Annotated in this window: 15 protein-coding genes; 4 read left to right on the top strand and 11 right to left on the bottom strand. The window is 63.8% G+C overall.

What is annotated here, in order from left to right; all coding sequences use genetic code 11:
• Positions 1-327: 327 nt before the first annotated feature.
• The 9 genes from tatC to LB541_RS16070 form a co-directional block, all read right to left on the bottom strand.
• Positions 328-1191, bottom strand: a complete 864-nt coding sequence (gene tatC, locus LB541_RS16030) for a twin-arginine translocase subunit TatC (protein ID WP_140495766.1) — start codon at positions 1189-1191, stop codon at positions 328-330.
• Positions 1188-1922: a Sec-independent protein translocase protein TatB gene (tatB, locus tag LB541_RS16035; protein WP_140495765.1), complete on the bottom strand. Its 735-nt coding sequence runs from the start codon at positions 1920-1922 to the stop codon at positions 1188-1190. The genes tatC and tatB overlap by 4 nt, the downstream gene beginning before the upstream one ends.
• Positions 1923-2007: 85 nt before the next feature.
• A complete protein-coding gene (locus tag LB541_RS16040) occupies positions 2008-2229 on the bottom strand; it encodes a twin-arginine translocase TatA/TatE family subunit (protein ID WP_015317533.1) in 222 nt (73 codons plus the stop codon).
• Positions 2230-2408: 179 nt separating this feature from the next.
• Complete coding sequence (gene scpB / locus LB541_RS16045) at positions 2409-3188, bottom strand: SMC-Scp complex subunit ScpB (RefSeq protein WP_224618950.1); 780 nt, start codon at positions 3186-3188, stop codon at positions 2409-2411.
• Positions 3185-3988, bottom strand: coding sequence for a segregation and condensation protein A (locus LB541_RS16050; RefSeq protein ID WP_140623496.1), 804 nt, complete (start codon positions 3986-3988; stop codon positions 3185-3187). Before LB541_RS16050 ends, scpB begins: the two co-directional genes overlap by 4 nt.
• 60 nt (positions 3989-4048) lie before the next feature.
• Positions 4049-5068, bottom strand: coding sequence for a beta-N-acetylhexosaminidase (nagZ, locus tag LB541_RS16055; RefSeq protein WP_224618952.1), 1020 nt, complete (start codon positions 5066-5068; stop codon positions 4049-4051).
• A gap of 125 nt (positions 5069-5193) precedes the next feature.
• Positions 5194-8571, bottom strand: coding sequence for an SPOR domain-containing protein (locus LB541_RS16060; RefSeq protein ID WP_224618963.1), 3378 nt, complete (start codon positions 8569-8571; stop codon positions 5194-5196).
• Positions 8572-8674: 103 nt separating this feature from the next.
• A complete protein-coding gene (gene argS, locus LB541_RS16065; RefSeq protein ID WP_224618966.1) occupies positions 8675-10432 on the bottom strand; it encodes an arginine--tRNA ligase in 1758 nt (585 codons plus the stop codon).
• A gap of 62 nt (positions 10433-10494) precedes the next feature.
• Positions 10495-11709, bottom strand: coding sequence for a deoxyguanosinetriphosphate triphosphohydrolase (locus tag LB541_RS16070; RefSeq protein WP_140728916.1), 1215 nt, complete (start codon positions 11707-11709; stop codon positions 10495-10497).
• 126 nt (positions 11710-11835) lie between these two features.
• Between LB541_RS16070 and erpA the strand changes: the two genes are divergently transcribed.
• The 4 genes from erpA (at position 11836) to LB541_RS16090 (ending at position 13766) form a co-directional block, all read left to right on the top strand.
• Positions 11836-12183, top strand: coding sequence for an iron-sulfur cluster insertion protein ErpA (gene erpA, locus LB541_RS16075; protein WP_140495759.1), 348 nt, complete (start codon positions 11836-11838; stop codon positions 12181-12183).
• A 7-nt stretch (positions 12184-12190) separates the two neighbouring features.
• On the top strand, positions 12191-12583 hold the full coding sequence (locus LB541_RS16080; RefSeq protein WP_140495758.1) for a VOC family protein: 393 nt from the start codon (positions 12191-12193) through the stop codon (positions 12581-12583).
• A gap of 7 nt (positions 12584-12590) precedes the next feature.
• A complete protein-coding gene (xth, locus tag LB541_RS16085) occupies positions 12591-13385 on the top strand; it encodes an exodeoxyribonuclease III (protein ID WP_140495757.1) in 795 nt (264 codons plus the stop codon).
• Positions 13386-13448: 63 nt separating this feature from the next.
• Entirely contained in the window at positions 13449-13766 is a 318-nt protein-coding gene (locus tag LB541_RS16090) for a hypothetical protein (protein WP_140564102.1), read from the top strand.
• A 36-nt stretch (positions 13767-13802) separates the two neighbouring features.
• On the opposite strand, the gene LB541_RS16095 is transcribed toward LB541_RS16090, so the two are convergent.
• Positions 13803-14630: a tetratricopeptide repeat protein gene (locus LB541_RS16095; protein WP_140517142.1), complete on the bottom strand. Its 828-nt coding sequence runs from the start codon at positions 14628-14630 to the stop codon at positions 13803-13805.
• Positions 14617-16341, bottom strand: coding sequence for a dihydroxy-acid dehydratase (gene ilvD / locus LB541_RS16100; RefSeq protein ID WP_140495754.1), 1725 nt, complete (start codon positions 16339-16341; stop codon positions 14617-14619). The genes LB541_RS16095 and ilvD overlap by 14 nt, the downstream gene beginning before the upstream one ends.
• Positions 16342-16431 lie beyond the last annotated feature (90 nt).

Genomic DNA, 16431 nt, shown 5'->3' on the forward strand with positions numbered 1-16431 from the left:
GCGCTACGATATGCTCAAGAATATAGCCTGAAACGCATCGTCGGTTTCGCGATGCGTTTCAGGCCAGAGGGGGTAAACCGCATCTCTGATCGATGCAAGATCGGGCTTGCTGACGGCAGGGGCCGCGAGCCCGCTTTCGAGTGGTGAGGGATAGCGCGACAGTCCAGAAATAAAAAACCCGCCTCGGCGGCGGGTCGTTGGCGCAAATCAGCACCATAACCGAATATGTACCATAGCGGCGGGCACCAAGTCAAGAAAAAATTCCTATCGGCACCGGGCCGCGCACCGATTCCGAGGCCGGCAGCCCGCAGGGGCGACGCGCCTGCCCTATGTGGAGGATGCGTCCGCCGGCTTTTCCGCCACCTCTTCCTCGGATTGCTGCTTCTCCCGCGCCAGGCGCTCGCGCTCCTGGCTGCGTTCAATCATCCGCGCCGACCAGATGGCGACCTCGTAGAGCAGGATGGTCGGGATGGCGAGGCCGATCTGGCTCATCGGGTCGGGCGGCGTCAGCACCGCCGCGACGACGAAGGCGATGACGATCGCCCATTTGCGCTTCTCGGCCAGCGCCTTGGATGACAGCATGCCGACGCGCGTCATCAGGCTGGTCACCACCGGCAGTTGGAATACCAGGCCGAAGGAGAAGATCAGCGTCATGATCAGGCTGAGATATTCCGACACCTTCGGCAGCAGCGAAATCTGCACCTGGTCGTTGGTGCCCGACTGCTGCATGGCGAGGAAAAACCACATCACCATCGGCGTGAAGAAGAAATAGACCAGCGAGGCGCCCATCAGGAACAGGATTGGCGACGCGATCAGGAACGGCAGGAAGGCGTTGCGTTCGTTCTTGTAGAGGCCGGGCGCGATGAACTTGTAGATTTGCGTGGCGATCAGCGGAAAGGCGATCACCATACCGCCGAACATGGCGAGCTTGACCTGCGTGAAGAAAAATTCCTGCGGTGCGGTGTAGATCAGCTCGACCTTGTGCGGGTCGAGCCCCGCCCATTGCGTCGCCCATTTGAATGGCACGACAAGTAGGTTGAACAGCTTCTTGGCGAAGAAGAAGCAGACCAGGAACGCGGCGAAGAAGCCGCCGAGCGACCAGATCAGCCGGCGGCGCAACTCGATGAGATGCTCCATCAGCGGCGCCGAGGATTTCTCGATCTCGTCCTTTTCCTTGTCCGAAACGCTCACTTGGCGGCTCCCGCCGTCTTTTTGGCCACTGGCTTCTTCGCTGGAGCCGGTTTCGCCTCGGCCTTGGTCGTCGCCGCCTTGGCTGCTGCCGGTTTGGCAGCCTTTGACGCCGCCACGGGCTTCGCCGGCGCTTTGGGTGCTGGCGCGGGTTTGGCGGTCGCCGCTTTCGCAGGCGTGGAAGCTTTGGCGCCGTTCGCCGAAGCCTTGGCGGGCTTGGCCGCTTTCCCTGCCGCAGGTGTCTTTGGCGCCAGCTCTGTCGGCGCTGAGGACGCCACCACCGATTCATCGGTCATGACTGGGAAGATCGGCGCGGCCGGCGCGGTATCGGGTTCAGTGGGCCCCGGCATGGTGGTCGCGCCGTTCTTCAACGGTTCGGCCGCCTGCGGCACCGAGCCGGCGGGCGCCGCCGTATCGACGGCCGGCTTCGGCTTCATCGCCGCGTCGACGCCGGAACGTACATCGGCGGCCGCCTGCTCGAACGGATTGAGCTGTTTCCTGATCTCGGCAACCGGGCTGAGCCCCCTTAGCTCGTCGACCGATTTTTTGACGTCGTCGAGCTCCGCTTCCTTCAGCGCCTCGTTGAACTGCTTCTGGAAATCGGCCGCCATGGCACGCAGCTTCGCCGTCGTGCGGCCGAAGGTGCGCAGCATGTTGGGCAAATCCTTCGGCCCGACGACCACGATCATAACGATCGCGATCACCAGCATTTCGGTCCAGCCGACTTCAAACATGGCTATCCGTTCCGACTAATGCATGCCGCCCAAAAGTGCGAAGCGGTTCTGGGACAACGACACGCACAAAGCAACAACCCTTGGCTCAGCTCTTGCTGGCCTTTTCCTTCGCTGCCGAAACGGTTTCGTCGGCGCGATGTTCGACGGTACGCTTGTCGTCGGCAACGTCGTCGTCCGCCATGCCCTTCTTGAAGCTCTTGATGCCCTTGGCCATGTCGCCCATCAGCTCGGGTATCTTGCCGCGGCCGAACACCAGAAGCACGATGACCAGCACGATCATCCAGTGCCAAATCGAAAATGAACCCATAGCAACTCTCTCTCGAATGGTTTCCCTGGCGATGATCTATGCGTTTTCGCGTTGGGATTCAAACACAACCGCGACAGAGTTTATGAAAGGGTGTCGGATGTCACGCATTTTCGGCGATGCGGTCCGCTACCAATCGGCGCATCTAGCCCGGGAAAGCCTCCAGGAACAGGGGCTTGCGGTCAATCTTCCGTGACGCGCGGCGTCAGCAGGCCGAGTTCCTCGAGATCGATATCGGTCAGCGGATCCTCGTCCTCGGTCAGCGCATCCGGATCGGCCGGCGGCTGCGGAATGGAGAAATTCGACGGCATGCGGCCCGAAAGCAGGCCGGCGCCCTTCAACTCCTCCATGCCGGGGAGATCGCGGATTTCCTCGAGCGCGAAATGGTCGAGGAAGGTTTCGGTGGTGCCATAGGTCACGGGACGGCCCGGCGTTTTGCGCCGGCCGCGCATGCGCACCCATTCCGTTTCCAAGAGCGTATCCAGCGTGCCTTTCGAGGTTTCGACGCCTCTGATGTCCTCGATCTCGGCGCGGGTCACCGGCTGGTGATAGGCGATGATCGCCAGAACTTCGAGCGCCGCGCGCGACAGCTTGCGCTGTTGCACGGTGTCACGGCTCATCAGGAAGGCAAGATCACCGGCGGTGCGAAACGCCCAGGCATCGCCGACCCGCACCAAATTGACGCCGCGCCGCGCATAGATCTGCTGCAGCTCGGCCATCGCGAGCGCGATGTTGATGCCATCGGGAAGGCGCGCGGCCAACTGCTTTTCGCTGACCGGCTCGGCACTGGCGAAAACGATCGCCTCGGCCATGCGCACCGCCTCCGCCATATGCAGCCGCTCGGCGGGATTCTGCGCCGGATTCTGGGCCGGATTCTGAACCGAAGCCTGGTCGATCTCGCCCTCCTCCGGTTCGTTGTCCATCTTGAACGGGACAACCGAAGCGTTGGCGCGTTCGCTCATGATGCCACCTCGACTGCCTTGATTGCCTGTGCGCGGTGGTCGCGCAAATAGATCGGCGCGAACACCTCGTCCTGCCGCACATCCATCTTGCCCTCGCGCACGAGTTCCAGTGTCGCCGCGAACGAGCTGGCGATCGCGGTGCGCCGCTCTTCCGGGCTGGACAGATATCGGACGAGAAAACTGTCGAGCGCCGTCCAGTCCTGCAGCGAGCCGATCAGCCTTGTCAGGATATCGCGGGCGTCCTTGAGCGACCAGACGCCGCGCCTGGCGATCGTGACATTGGTGATTGCCTGCTTCTGCCGCTGCTGGGCATAGGCGGTGAGCAGATCGTAGAGCGACGCCGAATAGGCATTGCGCTTCTCGATGATGACCATTTCCGGCATGCCGCGCGCGAACACGTCGCGGCCGAGCCGGTTCCGGTTGACCAGCCGCGCCGATGCATCGCGCATGGCTTCCAGCCGCTTGAGCCGGAATTGCAGCACCGCCGCCAGTTCCTCGCCGCTTTCGCCTTCCTCGCCCGGCTGCTTCGGGATCAAAAGCTTCGATTTGAGGAAGGCGAGCCACGCCGCCATCACCAGATAATCCGCGGCGAGCTCAAGTCTCAGTGCCCTCGCCGTCTCGACGAAGGCCAAATACTGCTCGGCCAGCGCCAGGATGGAGATGCGCGCGAGATCGACCTTCTGGTTGCGGGCAAGATGCAGCAGAAGATCGAGCGGGCCTTCGAATCCTGCGACGTCGACGACCAGCGACGGATCGCCGGTCAGCCGGGTATCATCGCTTTCGGCCCACAGGCGGTCCATCGGTGCGGCCTTCCCGGCCTTGCTTTCCAATGCTTCCGCCACGTCCCGTTCTTCCCTCTGTCAGGCCACCGCATCGAAATAGGTGGCGAATTCGGCGCGTATCTCGGTTTCTTCAGCCGCGTCGCGTTTTTCTATATAGGTCATTGCCCGGTTTGCACGCTCAAGCGACTTGCCCTCAAGCCCTTTGGTTCGCGATGCGATGCCCGCCATCTCCTCGAAAACGCCGTTGCAGTGAAGGACCAGATCGCAGCCGGCCGCAAGGATCGAGGCCGCCTTTGTCGGGAAATCCCCAGAAAGTGCCTTCATCGAGGTGTCGTCGCTCATCAGCAGCCCATCGAAGCCGATCTCGCGGCGAATGATCTCGTCGATGATCTTGCCGGAGGTGGTTGCCGGGTTTTTCGGGTCGATCGCGCTGTAGACGACATGCGCGGTCATGGCCATCGGCAGGTGGTTGAGTTCCCTGAACGGCGCAAAATCGTGCCGCTGCAGCTCGCTCATCGAAGCGTCGACGACAGGCAGTTCGAAATGCGTGTCCGCGAAAGCCCGGCCATGGCCGGGAATATGCTTCATGACCGGCAGCACGCCGCCAGACATCAGGCCTTCCGCCGCGGCGCGGCCGAGCTCGATGACCGGGCGCGGCTCCTTGCCATAGGCGCGCGCGCCGATGACGTCGCTCGCCCCTTCGATCGGCACGTCGAGCACCGGCAGGCAATCCGCCGTGATGCCGTAGCGCAGAAGGTCGAAAGCGTGCAGCCGCGCCATCAGCCAGGCGGCGCGGGCTCCGGCGTCATGGTCGTCGCGCCACAGCGCACCGAGCGCGCCGCCGGCTGGATAGTTCGGCGCCAGAGGCGGCCGCAGCCGCTGCACCCTGCCGCCTTCCTGGTCGATGAACACCAGCGCGTCCGGCCGTCCGATGCAGTCGCGCATCTCGGCGACCAGATCGCGGATCTGCTCGGTCTCGCTGATGTTGCGGGCAAACAGGATGAAGGCCCACGGGCATTCATTGCGATAGAAACTGATTTCTTCGCGGGTGAGCGATTTCCCGGCACAGCCGAGGATCATGGATTTTGATTCGGTCATGCCGACGAGTCTAGAATCTTCCGCGGCCAAAGGGAATCACGTCGAAAAGTGCAAAAAGAAAACGGCGCGGCGTTGAGGCCGCGCCGGTTTTCAAACTGCTCTCCTCCGACACGGGAGGTGAATGACTACCTCGACACGAAGCAGTTGCCGCCGGCAGCCTTGTAGCTGGTGCACAGATTGATGGCATCGTTGCGCGACTGCGCGGGCACGCGGACGCGGTAGAAAGTCCCCTTGCCGGCGATCTCCGCCTTGACGATGTTGGCGGTGCGGCCGGAAAGCACGCCGCCATAGCGACGCTGCAGATCCTGATAGGTCGACTGCGCGCTTTCGACCGTCGGCTGCGAGGCGATCTGCATCGACCACGAACCGCCGCCGGTCGAGGGCGCCGCGGGACTGATGGAGGCAACCTGATCGGGCTTGACCTCGCCGACCACGTCGACCGGCTGGTCGGACGGGCGCTGCGGCGCGACCGGGACCTTGGCCGGCGTGTTGGCCGACTGGGCCTTGGCTTCCGCCTTGGGCTCGGTCACCGGTTTCAGGGCTGGCTCATCGGCCGCCTGCGCGGCGTCCGGCGCCACCGTGCCGGTCTGGTCAGCATCAGCCTGAGCCGACGGCGCGACATGTTGCGGCGCCGGATCGACCGGCTCCACGGCAGCCACTTTCGGTGCGGCGGGCGCCGGATCCTCACGCGGCACCAGCGACCCGTCCGATTTGACCACCATGGTCCTAACCTTGCGCGGCGCCACGGCGACGACGTCGGGATTCGTTCCCTTGTCGGCATCCTGGAGGACCTGCGCGATGCGGTCCTCGGATTTGGCTGCGGGCGCGGCGTTATCGGCTGGCGCCGCAACGGCGGTTGGAGCATCGCCGCCGTCGCCGTCGGTCGCGTCGGCTGCGGTCTGGTCGGGCGAGAGATCGACGGCGCGAGCCGGATCTTTCGCCGCCACATCGACCGGTTCCTCGACATTGGTGACGAGCTTCTGCTGGACCGGCTCGGCGGGCTTGGCGCCCTTGGCGACCGCGTCATAGACCTTGTTGTCCTGGTTCGGCACCACGGCGCCGCCCGGGTTTTCCGGCTTGACCTTGATCGGTGCATTGTCCGCCTTGACCAGGACCGGGGCGTCGCTGCCGCCTTGGCCGCCCGGAGACAGCGCGAAGGCGCCGAGGCCTCCGGTGACAACGACTGCACCGACAATGGCGGCGATGAGCAGGCCGCGCCTGCGCGGCGACCCGCCGGCCTCGCGTTCGGCGAGACCAGGAACCGACATCGCCTCGTCCAGCTCGGGATCGTAGTCGAGCTCGTCGACGGCAAAATCGTCGGCCTGTGAAACCGGCTGGCTGCCGGGCAAGTCGTCGACGTCGAAGCCGTTGGTGGCGTCGGCATAGCCTGCCGGCGCTGTCGCGCGGGCAGACATTTCCGCCGGCCGTGCCGCGTAGGTGCGGGCCTCGGGCTGATAGCCCGGCTTGAGCCCCTCATAGCCCGGCTTGAGCGCCTGATAACCCGGCTTGGGAGCCTCATACCCCTGTTCAAAGGCATCGTAACCAGGCTTGAAGCCGGTATTGTAGGATTCGTCGGCATAGGACGCGCTGGTGTTTGCGGGAGCCGCAGCGACATCCACTGTATTCATCTCGGTCAGCAGATTGGAGAATTCGGCGTCGAGATCGTCGTAGCCGGGCGCGGCCGGCTCATCCTCTTCGAAGTGCAATTCCGGAATGTCGAGATCATCCTGAAGCGCCACGACGCGCTCCGGCACATCGACGGTCTCGACATCGGGCATCTCGTCATCGAACGCGGACTGCTCGCGCTGTGCGGCGGCCGGCGCCGCATAAGCGGCAGGCTCGGCCGCACGATAGGTCGGGACCGCGGCAGACGGCGCCGCGGCCATGGGGGCCGCCGAAGCCATCGGCTGGGCGGTAAAACTCGCCTGTTGCGGCTGTGGGACCGGCGTAACCCGGCTCCACGAGCGGACCGGCTCGGGCGGCGTGGACTGCATCGTCAGCCAATCGAGGGGATCGTCGCGGAAAGTTTCCGGCGCGGCGGGATCCGCGGCGACGTCTTCATCCCGGTCGATTCCTTCGGCCAGGTCGATGCCTTCGGCCAGGTCGATGCTTGCGGCGAGTTCCGCTTCGAAATCATCGCCTTCAGAGGCAGCGGCATGCGCGCCGCGGTCCTGGTCCTGAAGCTCATCGAGCATGAGATCGTCAAGATCGACGTCAGCGGCCGAGACCGCCTGATGCTGCTGCGCCGCCGCAGGTTCGTCCAGGTTCCAGTCGAGGTCACCGGCCGCCGGTTCTTCGTCGGGTTTCGCGGTCGCGGCGACAGGCTGCTGAACCGCTACCTCCTCCTCGGCCACCGGCGCCGAGCGTGCGCTCATGGCGCCCAACAGCGCGTTCAACTCGTCTTCAAGGCTACGCTCGTCGGCGGCGGCATGCACCGGTTCGGCCATAGCCGGGGCGGCGGGCTGAACGGGGGCAGCCACAGGCTCAGCGGCCGGCTCGTCCGTCGCTTCGGCAAGCACGTCGTTGAAATCCTGCTCGAAAGCATCATCCAGCGGCGCATCGGCGGCCAGATCTGCTGTCTCGCCTTCCGCATCCGTCACCTTGGCGAACACGTCATCCATTTCGTGCGCATCGGCCGTCTCGGCGGTCACGTCGTGCGCGTCAAGCGCATCCGTCTCCGCAGCCACGGGCGCATCGGTCGCGACCGAGTGATCGGCAGCCAGATCGAAATCGATATCCGCCAACGTGTCGCCGAAAGCCGTGGCGTCATCAAAGCGATCGCCAAAATCCTCTTCGGAAACCGCCTGGTTCGCGTTCAGCGCCGTCTCGAGGGGAAGCTCGACCGGAGCCGCGGCCGCTTCAGGCTGCAGCTGCGCCACGTGACCATCGAGCATCAGTTCGTCTTCGAGCGAAAGAGCAAAGCCATCGTCGAATTCATGGTCGACGGTAGGCTCCGCCACTTCGGCGGCCAAGGCGGGCTCGGCCGCATCGGTCGCGTCATCAAGCCGGAAGTCCTGATCGAGCGATGCCGCAAGCTCGTCCGCCATGGGCAGATCGTCATCGAGCGGCGAAACGCCATCGAGAGAGCTGGCTACCGCATCGTCGAAATCCGTATCGAAAGCGGCATCGACGGTTGGCGCGGCCTCGGCAACTGCGTCGTCGGCACCATGCTCATCGTCGAGCTGCATGTCGTCGAACGCCATGGCGAGTTCGTCATCCATGCCGTCGGTAGCGGCGGCGTCGAACGCCGGCTCATCAACATCGGCGACCGTCGCGGCGTTGCCTTCGGCAAAGTCGAAGTCGCCCATCAACTCCTTTTCGAGATCGATGTCGAAATCGACCCCCTGCGCCTGCTGATCAGCGGCGGCTTTCGGTTGGGCGGGCGCCTGTGGCTTGACCGGCTGGCGCGGGTCGAACCCCATGATCCTGGTCAGTTCCGCGAACGGATCATCGTTGGCGATGTCGTTGTTGTCGGCTATTCTCAGCTGGGTTCTGTCTGCCATTATTGTTCCCGAACTCGCACTCATTCGGACGCCATGGACGTCGCGCAGGGTTGGCCCTTACCAGCGCAATGTGGGCAAAAGGTGACAGGTTTTTTAGTCAAACCTAACGCATTTCGGTGGGCGCCGCGGCGCCGATCAGCGTCAGGCCGGACGTCAAGACATCCGAAACAGCCTGCACCAGCCCTAGTCTGGCATGCGTCAATTGTCGGTCGTTAACCTTAACAAAACGTAAGTCCGGATTATCGGTGCCGCGGTTCCAGTGCCCGTGGAAGCTTGAGGCCAGATCGTAGAGGTAGAATGCCAGCCGATGCGGCTCGAGCGCAAGTGCCGCCGACTCGATCAACCGTGGATATTCAGCGAGTTTCCTGATCAGGCCGATCTCGCCTTCGTCGGTCAACAATGCCACTGCAGCCGCCAGGCTGTTGCGATCGAAATTCGCTTCGCCCAACTGCTCGCTCGCCTGCCGGAACACCGAATGGCAGCGCGCCGAAGCGTACTGCACATAGAATACCGGATTGTCCTTGGACTGCTCGGTCACCTTAGCGAAGTCGAAATCGAGCGGCGCATCGTTCTTGCGATAGAGCATCATGAAGCGGATGGGGTCACGGCCGACTTCCTCCACCACCTCGCGCAGCGTCACGAAATCGCCGGACCGCTTGGACATGCGCACCGGCTCGCCATCGCGAAACAGCTTTACCAGGTTGCACAGAAGAACCGTGAGCTTCACCTCGTCGCCGGCGATCGCCCGCGCCAGCGCTTCCAGCCGCTTGACGTAGCCGCCATGGTCGGCGCCGAGCACGTAGATCAGCTCGACGAAGCCGCGATCGACCTTGTCCTTGAGATAGGCGACGTCGGCGGCGAAATAGGTGAACGAACCATCCGACTTGACCAGCGCCCGGTCCATGTCGTCGCCGACCGCCGTCGAACGGAACAGGGTCTGTTCGCGATCTTCCCAGTCGTCCGGCCTCTCGCCCTTGGGCGGCGGCAGCTTGCCTTTGTAGATATGGCCCTTCAGCGTCAGGTCGTTGATCGCCGAGCGGATCTTCCTGGCATTGTCGGCGTGCAGCGTGCGCTCGGAGAAGAACACGTCATGATGCACGTTGAGCAGCGCCAGATCCTCGCGGATCATCGCCATCATCGCGTCGATGGTGCGGTCCTTGACGATGGCGAGCGCCTCTTCGTCCGGCATCTGCAGCAAGGACCGGCCGAACTCCTTGGCCAGCGCCTGCCCGACCGGGACCAGATAGTCGCCTGGATAGAGCCCGGCCGGAATCTCGCCGACCTCGTCGCCAAGCGCCTCGCGATAACGCAGCATCACCGAGCGGCCGAGAACGTCGATCTGCGAGCCGGCGTCGTTGATGACATATTCCTTGGTCACGTCGTAACCGGCAAAGGCCATCAGATTGGCAAGCGCATCCCCAACGACGGCGCCACGGCAATGGCCGACATGCATTGGCCCCGTCGGGTTGGCCGATACATATTCGACATTGGCCTTCCTGCCGCCGCCGATGCTGGAGCGGCCGTAATTGCTGCCCTCGCCCAGAAGCATCGTGAGATGTGCCTGCCAAAAACCGTCCTTGAGCCGCAAATTGACGAAGCCCGGGCCAGCAACCTCGGCGGCCGCGATATCCTTGTCGTCCCGCAGCGCGAGCGCCAGGCGCTCAGCCAGCACCCGCGGGTTCTGGCCGGTGGGCTTGGCCAGCACCATTGCCGCATTGGTCGCAAGATCGCCATGGCTGGCATCGCGCGGCGGCTCGACGGCGATGCGCGACAGGTCGGGCGAAACGCCGTCATTGTCTTTCAGATCAAGCGTCTCGACGGCTTTTATGATTCGCGCGGTGAAGTCGGCGAAGATGTTCATGGGTATGACTCTGGCGGCTTTGCAGGGAATCCGGCTTGTTGGCCGGCAAAATCGAGCCCGCCCTAGCTCAAATCCGGCGTATGGTCAAACAAACGGCGGTGTTCCTTCAGCGCGTAGGTGTCGGTCATCCCCGCCAGGAAGTCGGCCACGCTGCGCGCCTTGATGCGATCCTCGGCCCGGTCGAGCCCCTCGCGCCAGCCGTCCGGCATGGCGCGCGGATCGGCGAAATAGACGTCGAACAGGTCCCTGACGATCCGCTCCGCATCGGCGCGCACGCGCATGACTTCCTTGTGCCGGTAGAGGTGTTTGTAGAGAAAGGCCTTCAGCTCTTTCTCGGCGATGGCCATTTCGGCGGAAAAGGTCACCATCGTCTCGCCCGCCGCCCTCACCGCATCGGCGCTCCGCGGCCCGGTGCGTTCCAGGTTGGCGGTGGTCGACCTGATCACGTCCTCGACCATGGCGGTGATCTGGCGCCGCATCAGCTCGTGGCCGGTGCGCACCTCGTCGAGATTGGGATAGCGCGCGCGCACCCCCTCCAGGATGGTCCCCGGCAGCGAGACGGCCTTCAGCATGTCCAGCGTCAGCAGCCCCGCCCTCAGGCCGTCGTCGATGTCGTGCGTGTTGTAGGCGATATCGTCGGCGATCGCAGCACACTGCGCCTCTATGCCGGCGAACCGGTCGAGTTCGAGGTCGTGCAGTTCCGAATAGTCGCGGATCGCCTGCGGCACCGGACCCTTCAGGCCCTTGCCGTTGGCATCGGTCAGCGGACCATTGTGCTTGACCAGGCCTTCCAACGTTTCCCAGGTCAGGTTCAGTCCGTCAAACTCGGCATAGCGCGCTTCCAGCCTTGTCACGATGCGCAGCGATTGCGCGTTGTGGTCGAAGCCGCCCCAATCAGCCATCTTCTCGTTGAGGGCGTCCTCGCCGGTGTGGCCGAAGGGCGTGTGGCCGAAATCATGCACCAGCGCCACCGCTTCAGCCAGATCCTCGTCGCCGCGCAGCGCCCGCGCCAGAGCGCGTGCGATCTGCGCCACCTCGATCGAATGGGTCAGCCGGGTGCGATAATGATCGCCTTCATGGGCGATGAAGACCTGCGTCTTGTGTTTCAGCCGCCGGAACGCGGTGGAATGGATGATGCGGTCGCGGTCCCGCTGGAACGGCGTACGGGTCGGGCTTTCGACCTCTTCGAACAGGCGCCCGCGCGAGCGCGCCGGATCGCTGGCATAGGCCGCGCGGGGCCTATAGCCAAATCCGATGTCGCCCAACTCGTTGGTCATGGTCGATGCCGCCTGACTTTGGCCGCCTGACTTTGGCCGCCAGACTATGGCCGGTTGACTTGGCCGGTTGACTTGGCCCTTCGCGCTTCATACCTATCATGTGAAACGGAAAGCAAGGTGACGCCCATGGGCGCGGATGCCAAGACCGCCATGAAAGTCGAGATGACCGATGCCGCCGCAAGGCGGATCGCCAAGATTGTGTCGGACGAGGCCGGCAAGACGGCGTTGCGCGTTTCTGTCGAAGGCGGCGGCTGCTCCGGCTTTTCCTACAAGTTCGATCTGGTCGACGCGCGCAACGACGACGATGTCGCCATCGAGAAGGACGGCGCCACGGTTCTGATCGATGATCTGTCGCTGGTCTATATGGGCGGGTCGGTGATCGATTTCGTCGACGACCTGATGGGCCAGTCGTTCCAGATCCGCAACCCGAATGCGGTCGCCTCCTGCGGCTGCGGCACAAGCTTCTCCATTTAGGAACAACATGCCTGCCATTGGCGCGGTTCGTCAGGTCGCGCTCTCGGCCGGGCGAGACCTCGACGCGACTCTGGCCTTCTGGTGCGACGTGCTCGGGATGAGCGTGCATGTGCGTTACGATCCGCCGGGCATCGCCTTCATCATGGCCGGCAGCGTGCGGCTGCTGTTCACCGACGGCATTCCGGCCGGAACCGTCTATCTCGACATATCAGGTCTCGAGGATTTCCACGCCGGCGCGAAAGCTGCGGGCGTTCCCTTCACCGCGCCTCCAACGCTTGTTCATCGCGACACCGAGGGCCAGTTCGGTCCGGCGGGGGAAAGCGAGTGGATGGCCTTTCTAAAGGATCCCGCAGGCAATACGATCGGCCTGGTCGAACGTCTTGCCCCGGAAGAACATTGAGGCCGCCATGAAGATCGTCACCTGGAACATCAACGGCATTCGCGCCCGCATCGGCAATCTCACCCATTGGCTGACCGAAAGCGCCCCCGACATCGTCTGCCTGCAGGAGATCAAGACGGTCGACGAGCAGTTCCCGCGCGCCGAGATCGAGGCGCTTGGCTACAATGTGGAAACCCACGGCCAGAAGGGTTTCAATGGCGTCGCCCTGCTGTCGAAACTGCGCTTCGACGAGGTCATCAGAGGTCTGCCCGGCGACGACGCCGACGAGCATGCGCGCTTCATCGAAGGCGTGTTCTCGACCGACAAGGGCGCATTGCGCGTCGCCTCGCTCTATCTGCCGAACGGCAATCCGATCGATGACGAGAGGAAATTCTCCTACAAGCTGTCCTGGATGGCACGGCTGGAGCGCTGGGCCGAGGAGCGGCTGAGGCTGGAGGAAGCCCTGGTGCTGGCCGGTGACTACAACGTCATTCCCGAACCTGTCGACGCGAAGTTCCCGGAGAACTGGCTGAATGATGCGCTGTTCCAGCCGCAGACGCGGCAGGCGTTCCGCAGGCTGAAGAATCTCGGCTTCACCGAAGCAGTGCGTTCGGTCACCGATGCGGGCGACACCTTCACCTTCTGGGACTACCAGGCCGGCGCCTGGCAGAAGAACAACGGCATCCGCATCGACCACCTGCTGCTGTCGCCCGAGGCCGCCAACCGGTTTTCATCGGCCTCGATCGAAAAGCATGTGCGCGCCTGGGAAAAACCGTCCGACCACGTGCCGGTGGCCATCGATCTCGATTTGCTGCCGGCCTGAGGGAGACCCGGGCCCGCGCTGGACCTCGTATCGCCACAATCAGGCGCATGATGGGAGATCATCATGGCGGCTGGGGTTCCCATGACCATACGACTTGTCCTTTGTCCGATCGGCCTGGCATTCGCTATCGCCGTCCCTGCGGCGGCTTTCGCCGCCGAGGAATGTCTTGCCAATGGAAAATCCTACCCGGTCGGCCAGGTCGCCTGTCTGACGATCGCCGACAAGAGCCACCTCGCCCGCTGCGAGATGGTGCTCAACAACACCTCATGGACGAAAGTCGGGGACAGCTGCCCGCAAGACACGCTGGCGCCGCACCGGCGGATGACGCCGATCTCGGCGCCGGCTCCCAGCATGGTGCCGGCGGAGCCGACCGAGAATTAATGTCTGATTAGCGATCTCCTCGTGGGGAGATCATCCTTACTGATCGGCGCTGTTGCCCTTGGTCAGGATGTCGTCAGCGAGCGAGATCGCTGTGCGGCGGTCGGCTTCGCCGGCGGCGGCAAAGGCCTCCTCCTGCATGCCGCGGATCCAGGGCTGGTCGGCGGGCGCCGCACGTTCGAGTGCTGCCGTCATCATCGCCAGGCCGCGCACGATCTTGCCGCTCTGGAACAACAGATGGCCAAGCGTCGCCTGCGCGCCGGCATGGCCTTTTTCGGCGGCGAGCTGGAACCAGCGCCCGGCCTGCTTGACGCTGGCCTTCACGCCGCCCTCGCCCTTCAGGAACATCTGCCCCATCTCGAACTGGGCATTCGGGTTGCGGTAGTTGGCGGCGGCGCGCATGTAATATTCCTGGGCCGCCACTTCGTTCTCGGTCACCGGGCTGCCGGGAATGCCCTTGCGCAGGTAGTCGCCCAGCGCCACCAGCGCGTCGGAAACGTAGCTTTCTTCCGGTGAGCCGGGCTCGACGTCCTGATCGACGATCTCCGAAAAGAACTTGAACGCCTCGTAATCGTCGCGCGCCACGCCGTCACCCTCGGCATACATGCGGGCAAGCTTCCAGGTAGCGCCGATCTGGCCGTTCTCGGCGGCGTATTTATAGGCCTCCGCGGCCTGTTCCTTGTGGCCGTTCTTGTAGGCGGAGAAACCGAACTGGAACACCGCCCAGGGGCTCGACTGCGGCTTCACGCCGGTCTTGTCGTCGAACACCTTGTCGTCGAAGGCCATGGCCTGGCCGACGGCGCCAAAGATCGCTAACGCGACCAGTGCCGGAAGGACAGACGACCTCAACAACTCAGATGTCCGCATAGCAGTGTGTTTCTTTCGCACCGCCCGGATGGGTGACCGCGCCGTCGCGGGCGGAACCTACCGTCTGTGCGTATTTCCATATCGCGCCGGACTGATAGTCGGTTGTGCGCGCCTTCCAACTCTTTGCCCTCGCAGCCAGTTCCCTATCGGACAACGCCACATCGATCGTGCCGTTCACGGCATCGATGGAGATCACATCGCCGTCCCGGATGAGGCCAATCGGACCGCCAACGGCGGCCTCGGGCCCCACATGGCCGATGCAGAAGCCGCGCGTCGCGCCCGAGAAACGGCCGTCTGTGATCAGCGCCACCTTGCCACCCATGCCCTGGCCGTAGAGTGCCGCCGTCGTCGACAGCATCTCGCGCATGCCAGGTCCGCCGCGCGGCCCTTCGTAGCGGATGACGAGAACTTCGCCTTCCCGGTAGTTGCGATGCGTCACCGCTTCGAAACATTCCTCTTCCGAATCGAAGCAGCGCGCCGGGCCGGAGAACTTCAACTCCGTCATGCCCGCGACCTTCACGATCGCGCCTTCGGGGGCAAGGTTTCCCTTCAAGCCCACGACACCGCCGGTTTGGGTAATAGGTCTGTCGGCCGGGCGGACCACATCCTGGTGTTCATTCCAGGCAATATGCTCCATATTTTCGGCCAAAGTGCGGCCAGTGACCGTCAGGCAATCGCCATGCAGGTAGCCGTGGTCGAGCAGCGTCTTCATCAACAGCGGAATGCCGCCGGCCTCGAACATGTCCTTGGCGACATATTTGCCGCCGGGCTTGAGGTCGGCGATGTATGGCGTCTTCTCGAAAATCCGGGCGACATCGAACAGGTCGAACTTGATGCCGGCCTCATGCGCTATGGCCGGCAAATGCAGCGCCGCATTGGTCGAGCCGCCGGTGGCCGAAACCACCGTCGCCGCGTTCTCCAGTGCTTTCAGCGTGACGATGTCGCGCGGCCGGATGTTCCTGGCGATCAGTTCCATGATCTTTTCGCCGGAGGCGAAGTTGAAACGATCGCGCATTTCATAAGGCGCCGGCGCGCCGCAGGAATAGGGCAGTGCCAGACCGATCGCCTCGGCCACGGTCGCCATCGTGTTGGCGGTGAACTGGGCGCCGCAGGAGCCGGCCGAGGGACAGGCGGCCTGCTCGATTTCAAGCAGTTCGGCATCGCCGATCGTGCCGACCGAGTGCTGGCCGACCGCTTCGAACACATCCTGCACGGTGATCTGGCGGCCGCGGTAGCTGCCGGGCAGGATTGAGCCGCCATAGATGAAGATCGACGGCACGTTGAGCCGCACCATGGCCATCATCATGCCGGGCAGCGACTTGTCGCAGCCGGCGAGCCCGACCAGCGCGTCGTAGCAATGCCCGCGCATGGTGAGCTCCACCGAATCGGCGATGACCTCGCGCGACACCAGCGACGACTTCATGCCCTGGTGGCCCATGGCGATGCCGTCGGTGACGGTGATGGTGCAGAATTCGCGCGGCGTGCCGTTGGCGGCCGCGACGCCCTTCTTGACCACTTGCGCCTGGCGCATCAGCGAAATGTTGCAGGGCGCCGCTTCGTTCCAGCAGGAGGCGACGCCGACCAGCGGCTGTGCGATCTCGGCCGCCGACAGGCCCATGGCATAGAGATAGGAGCGATGCGGCGCACGCGCCGGACCGACGGTCACATAGCGGCTGGGGAGCTTAGCCTTGGAGATGACTTTGGCGTCCATACTCTTCCTTGCCCCACATCTTCCTCGCAAGAGGGCGGTGCGGCCTGCTCCCATCGCCGAGCCTTTTGGCGCGTGTCCCGAGACAAGATC

Origin of the sequence: Mesorhizobium sp. BR1-1-15 (genome assembly GCF_020165475.1) — a bacterium.
Taxonomy (GTDB): domain Bacteria; phylum Pseudomonadota; class Alphaproteobacteria; order Rhizobiales; family Rhizobiaceae; genus Mesorhizobium.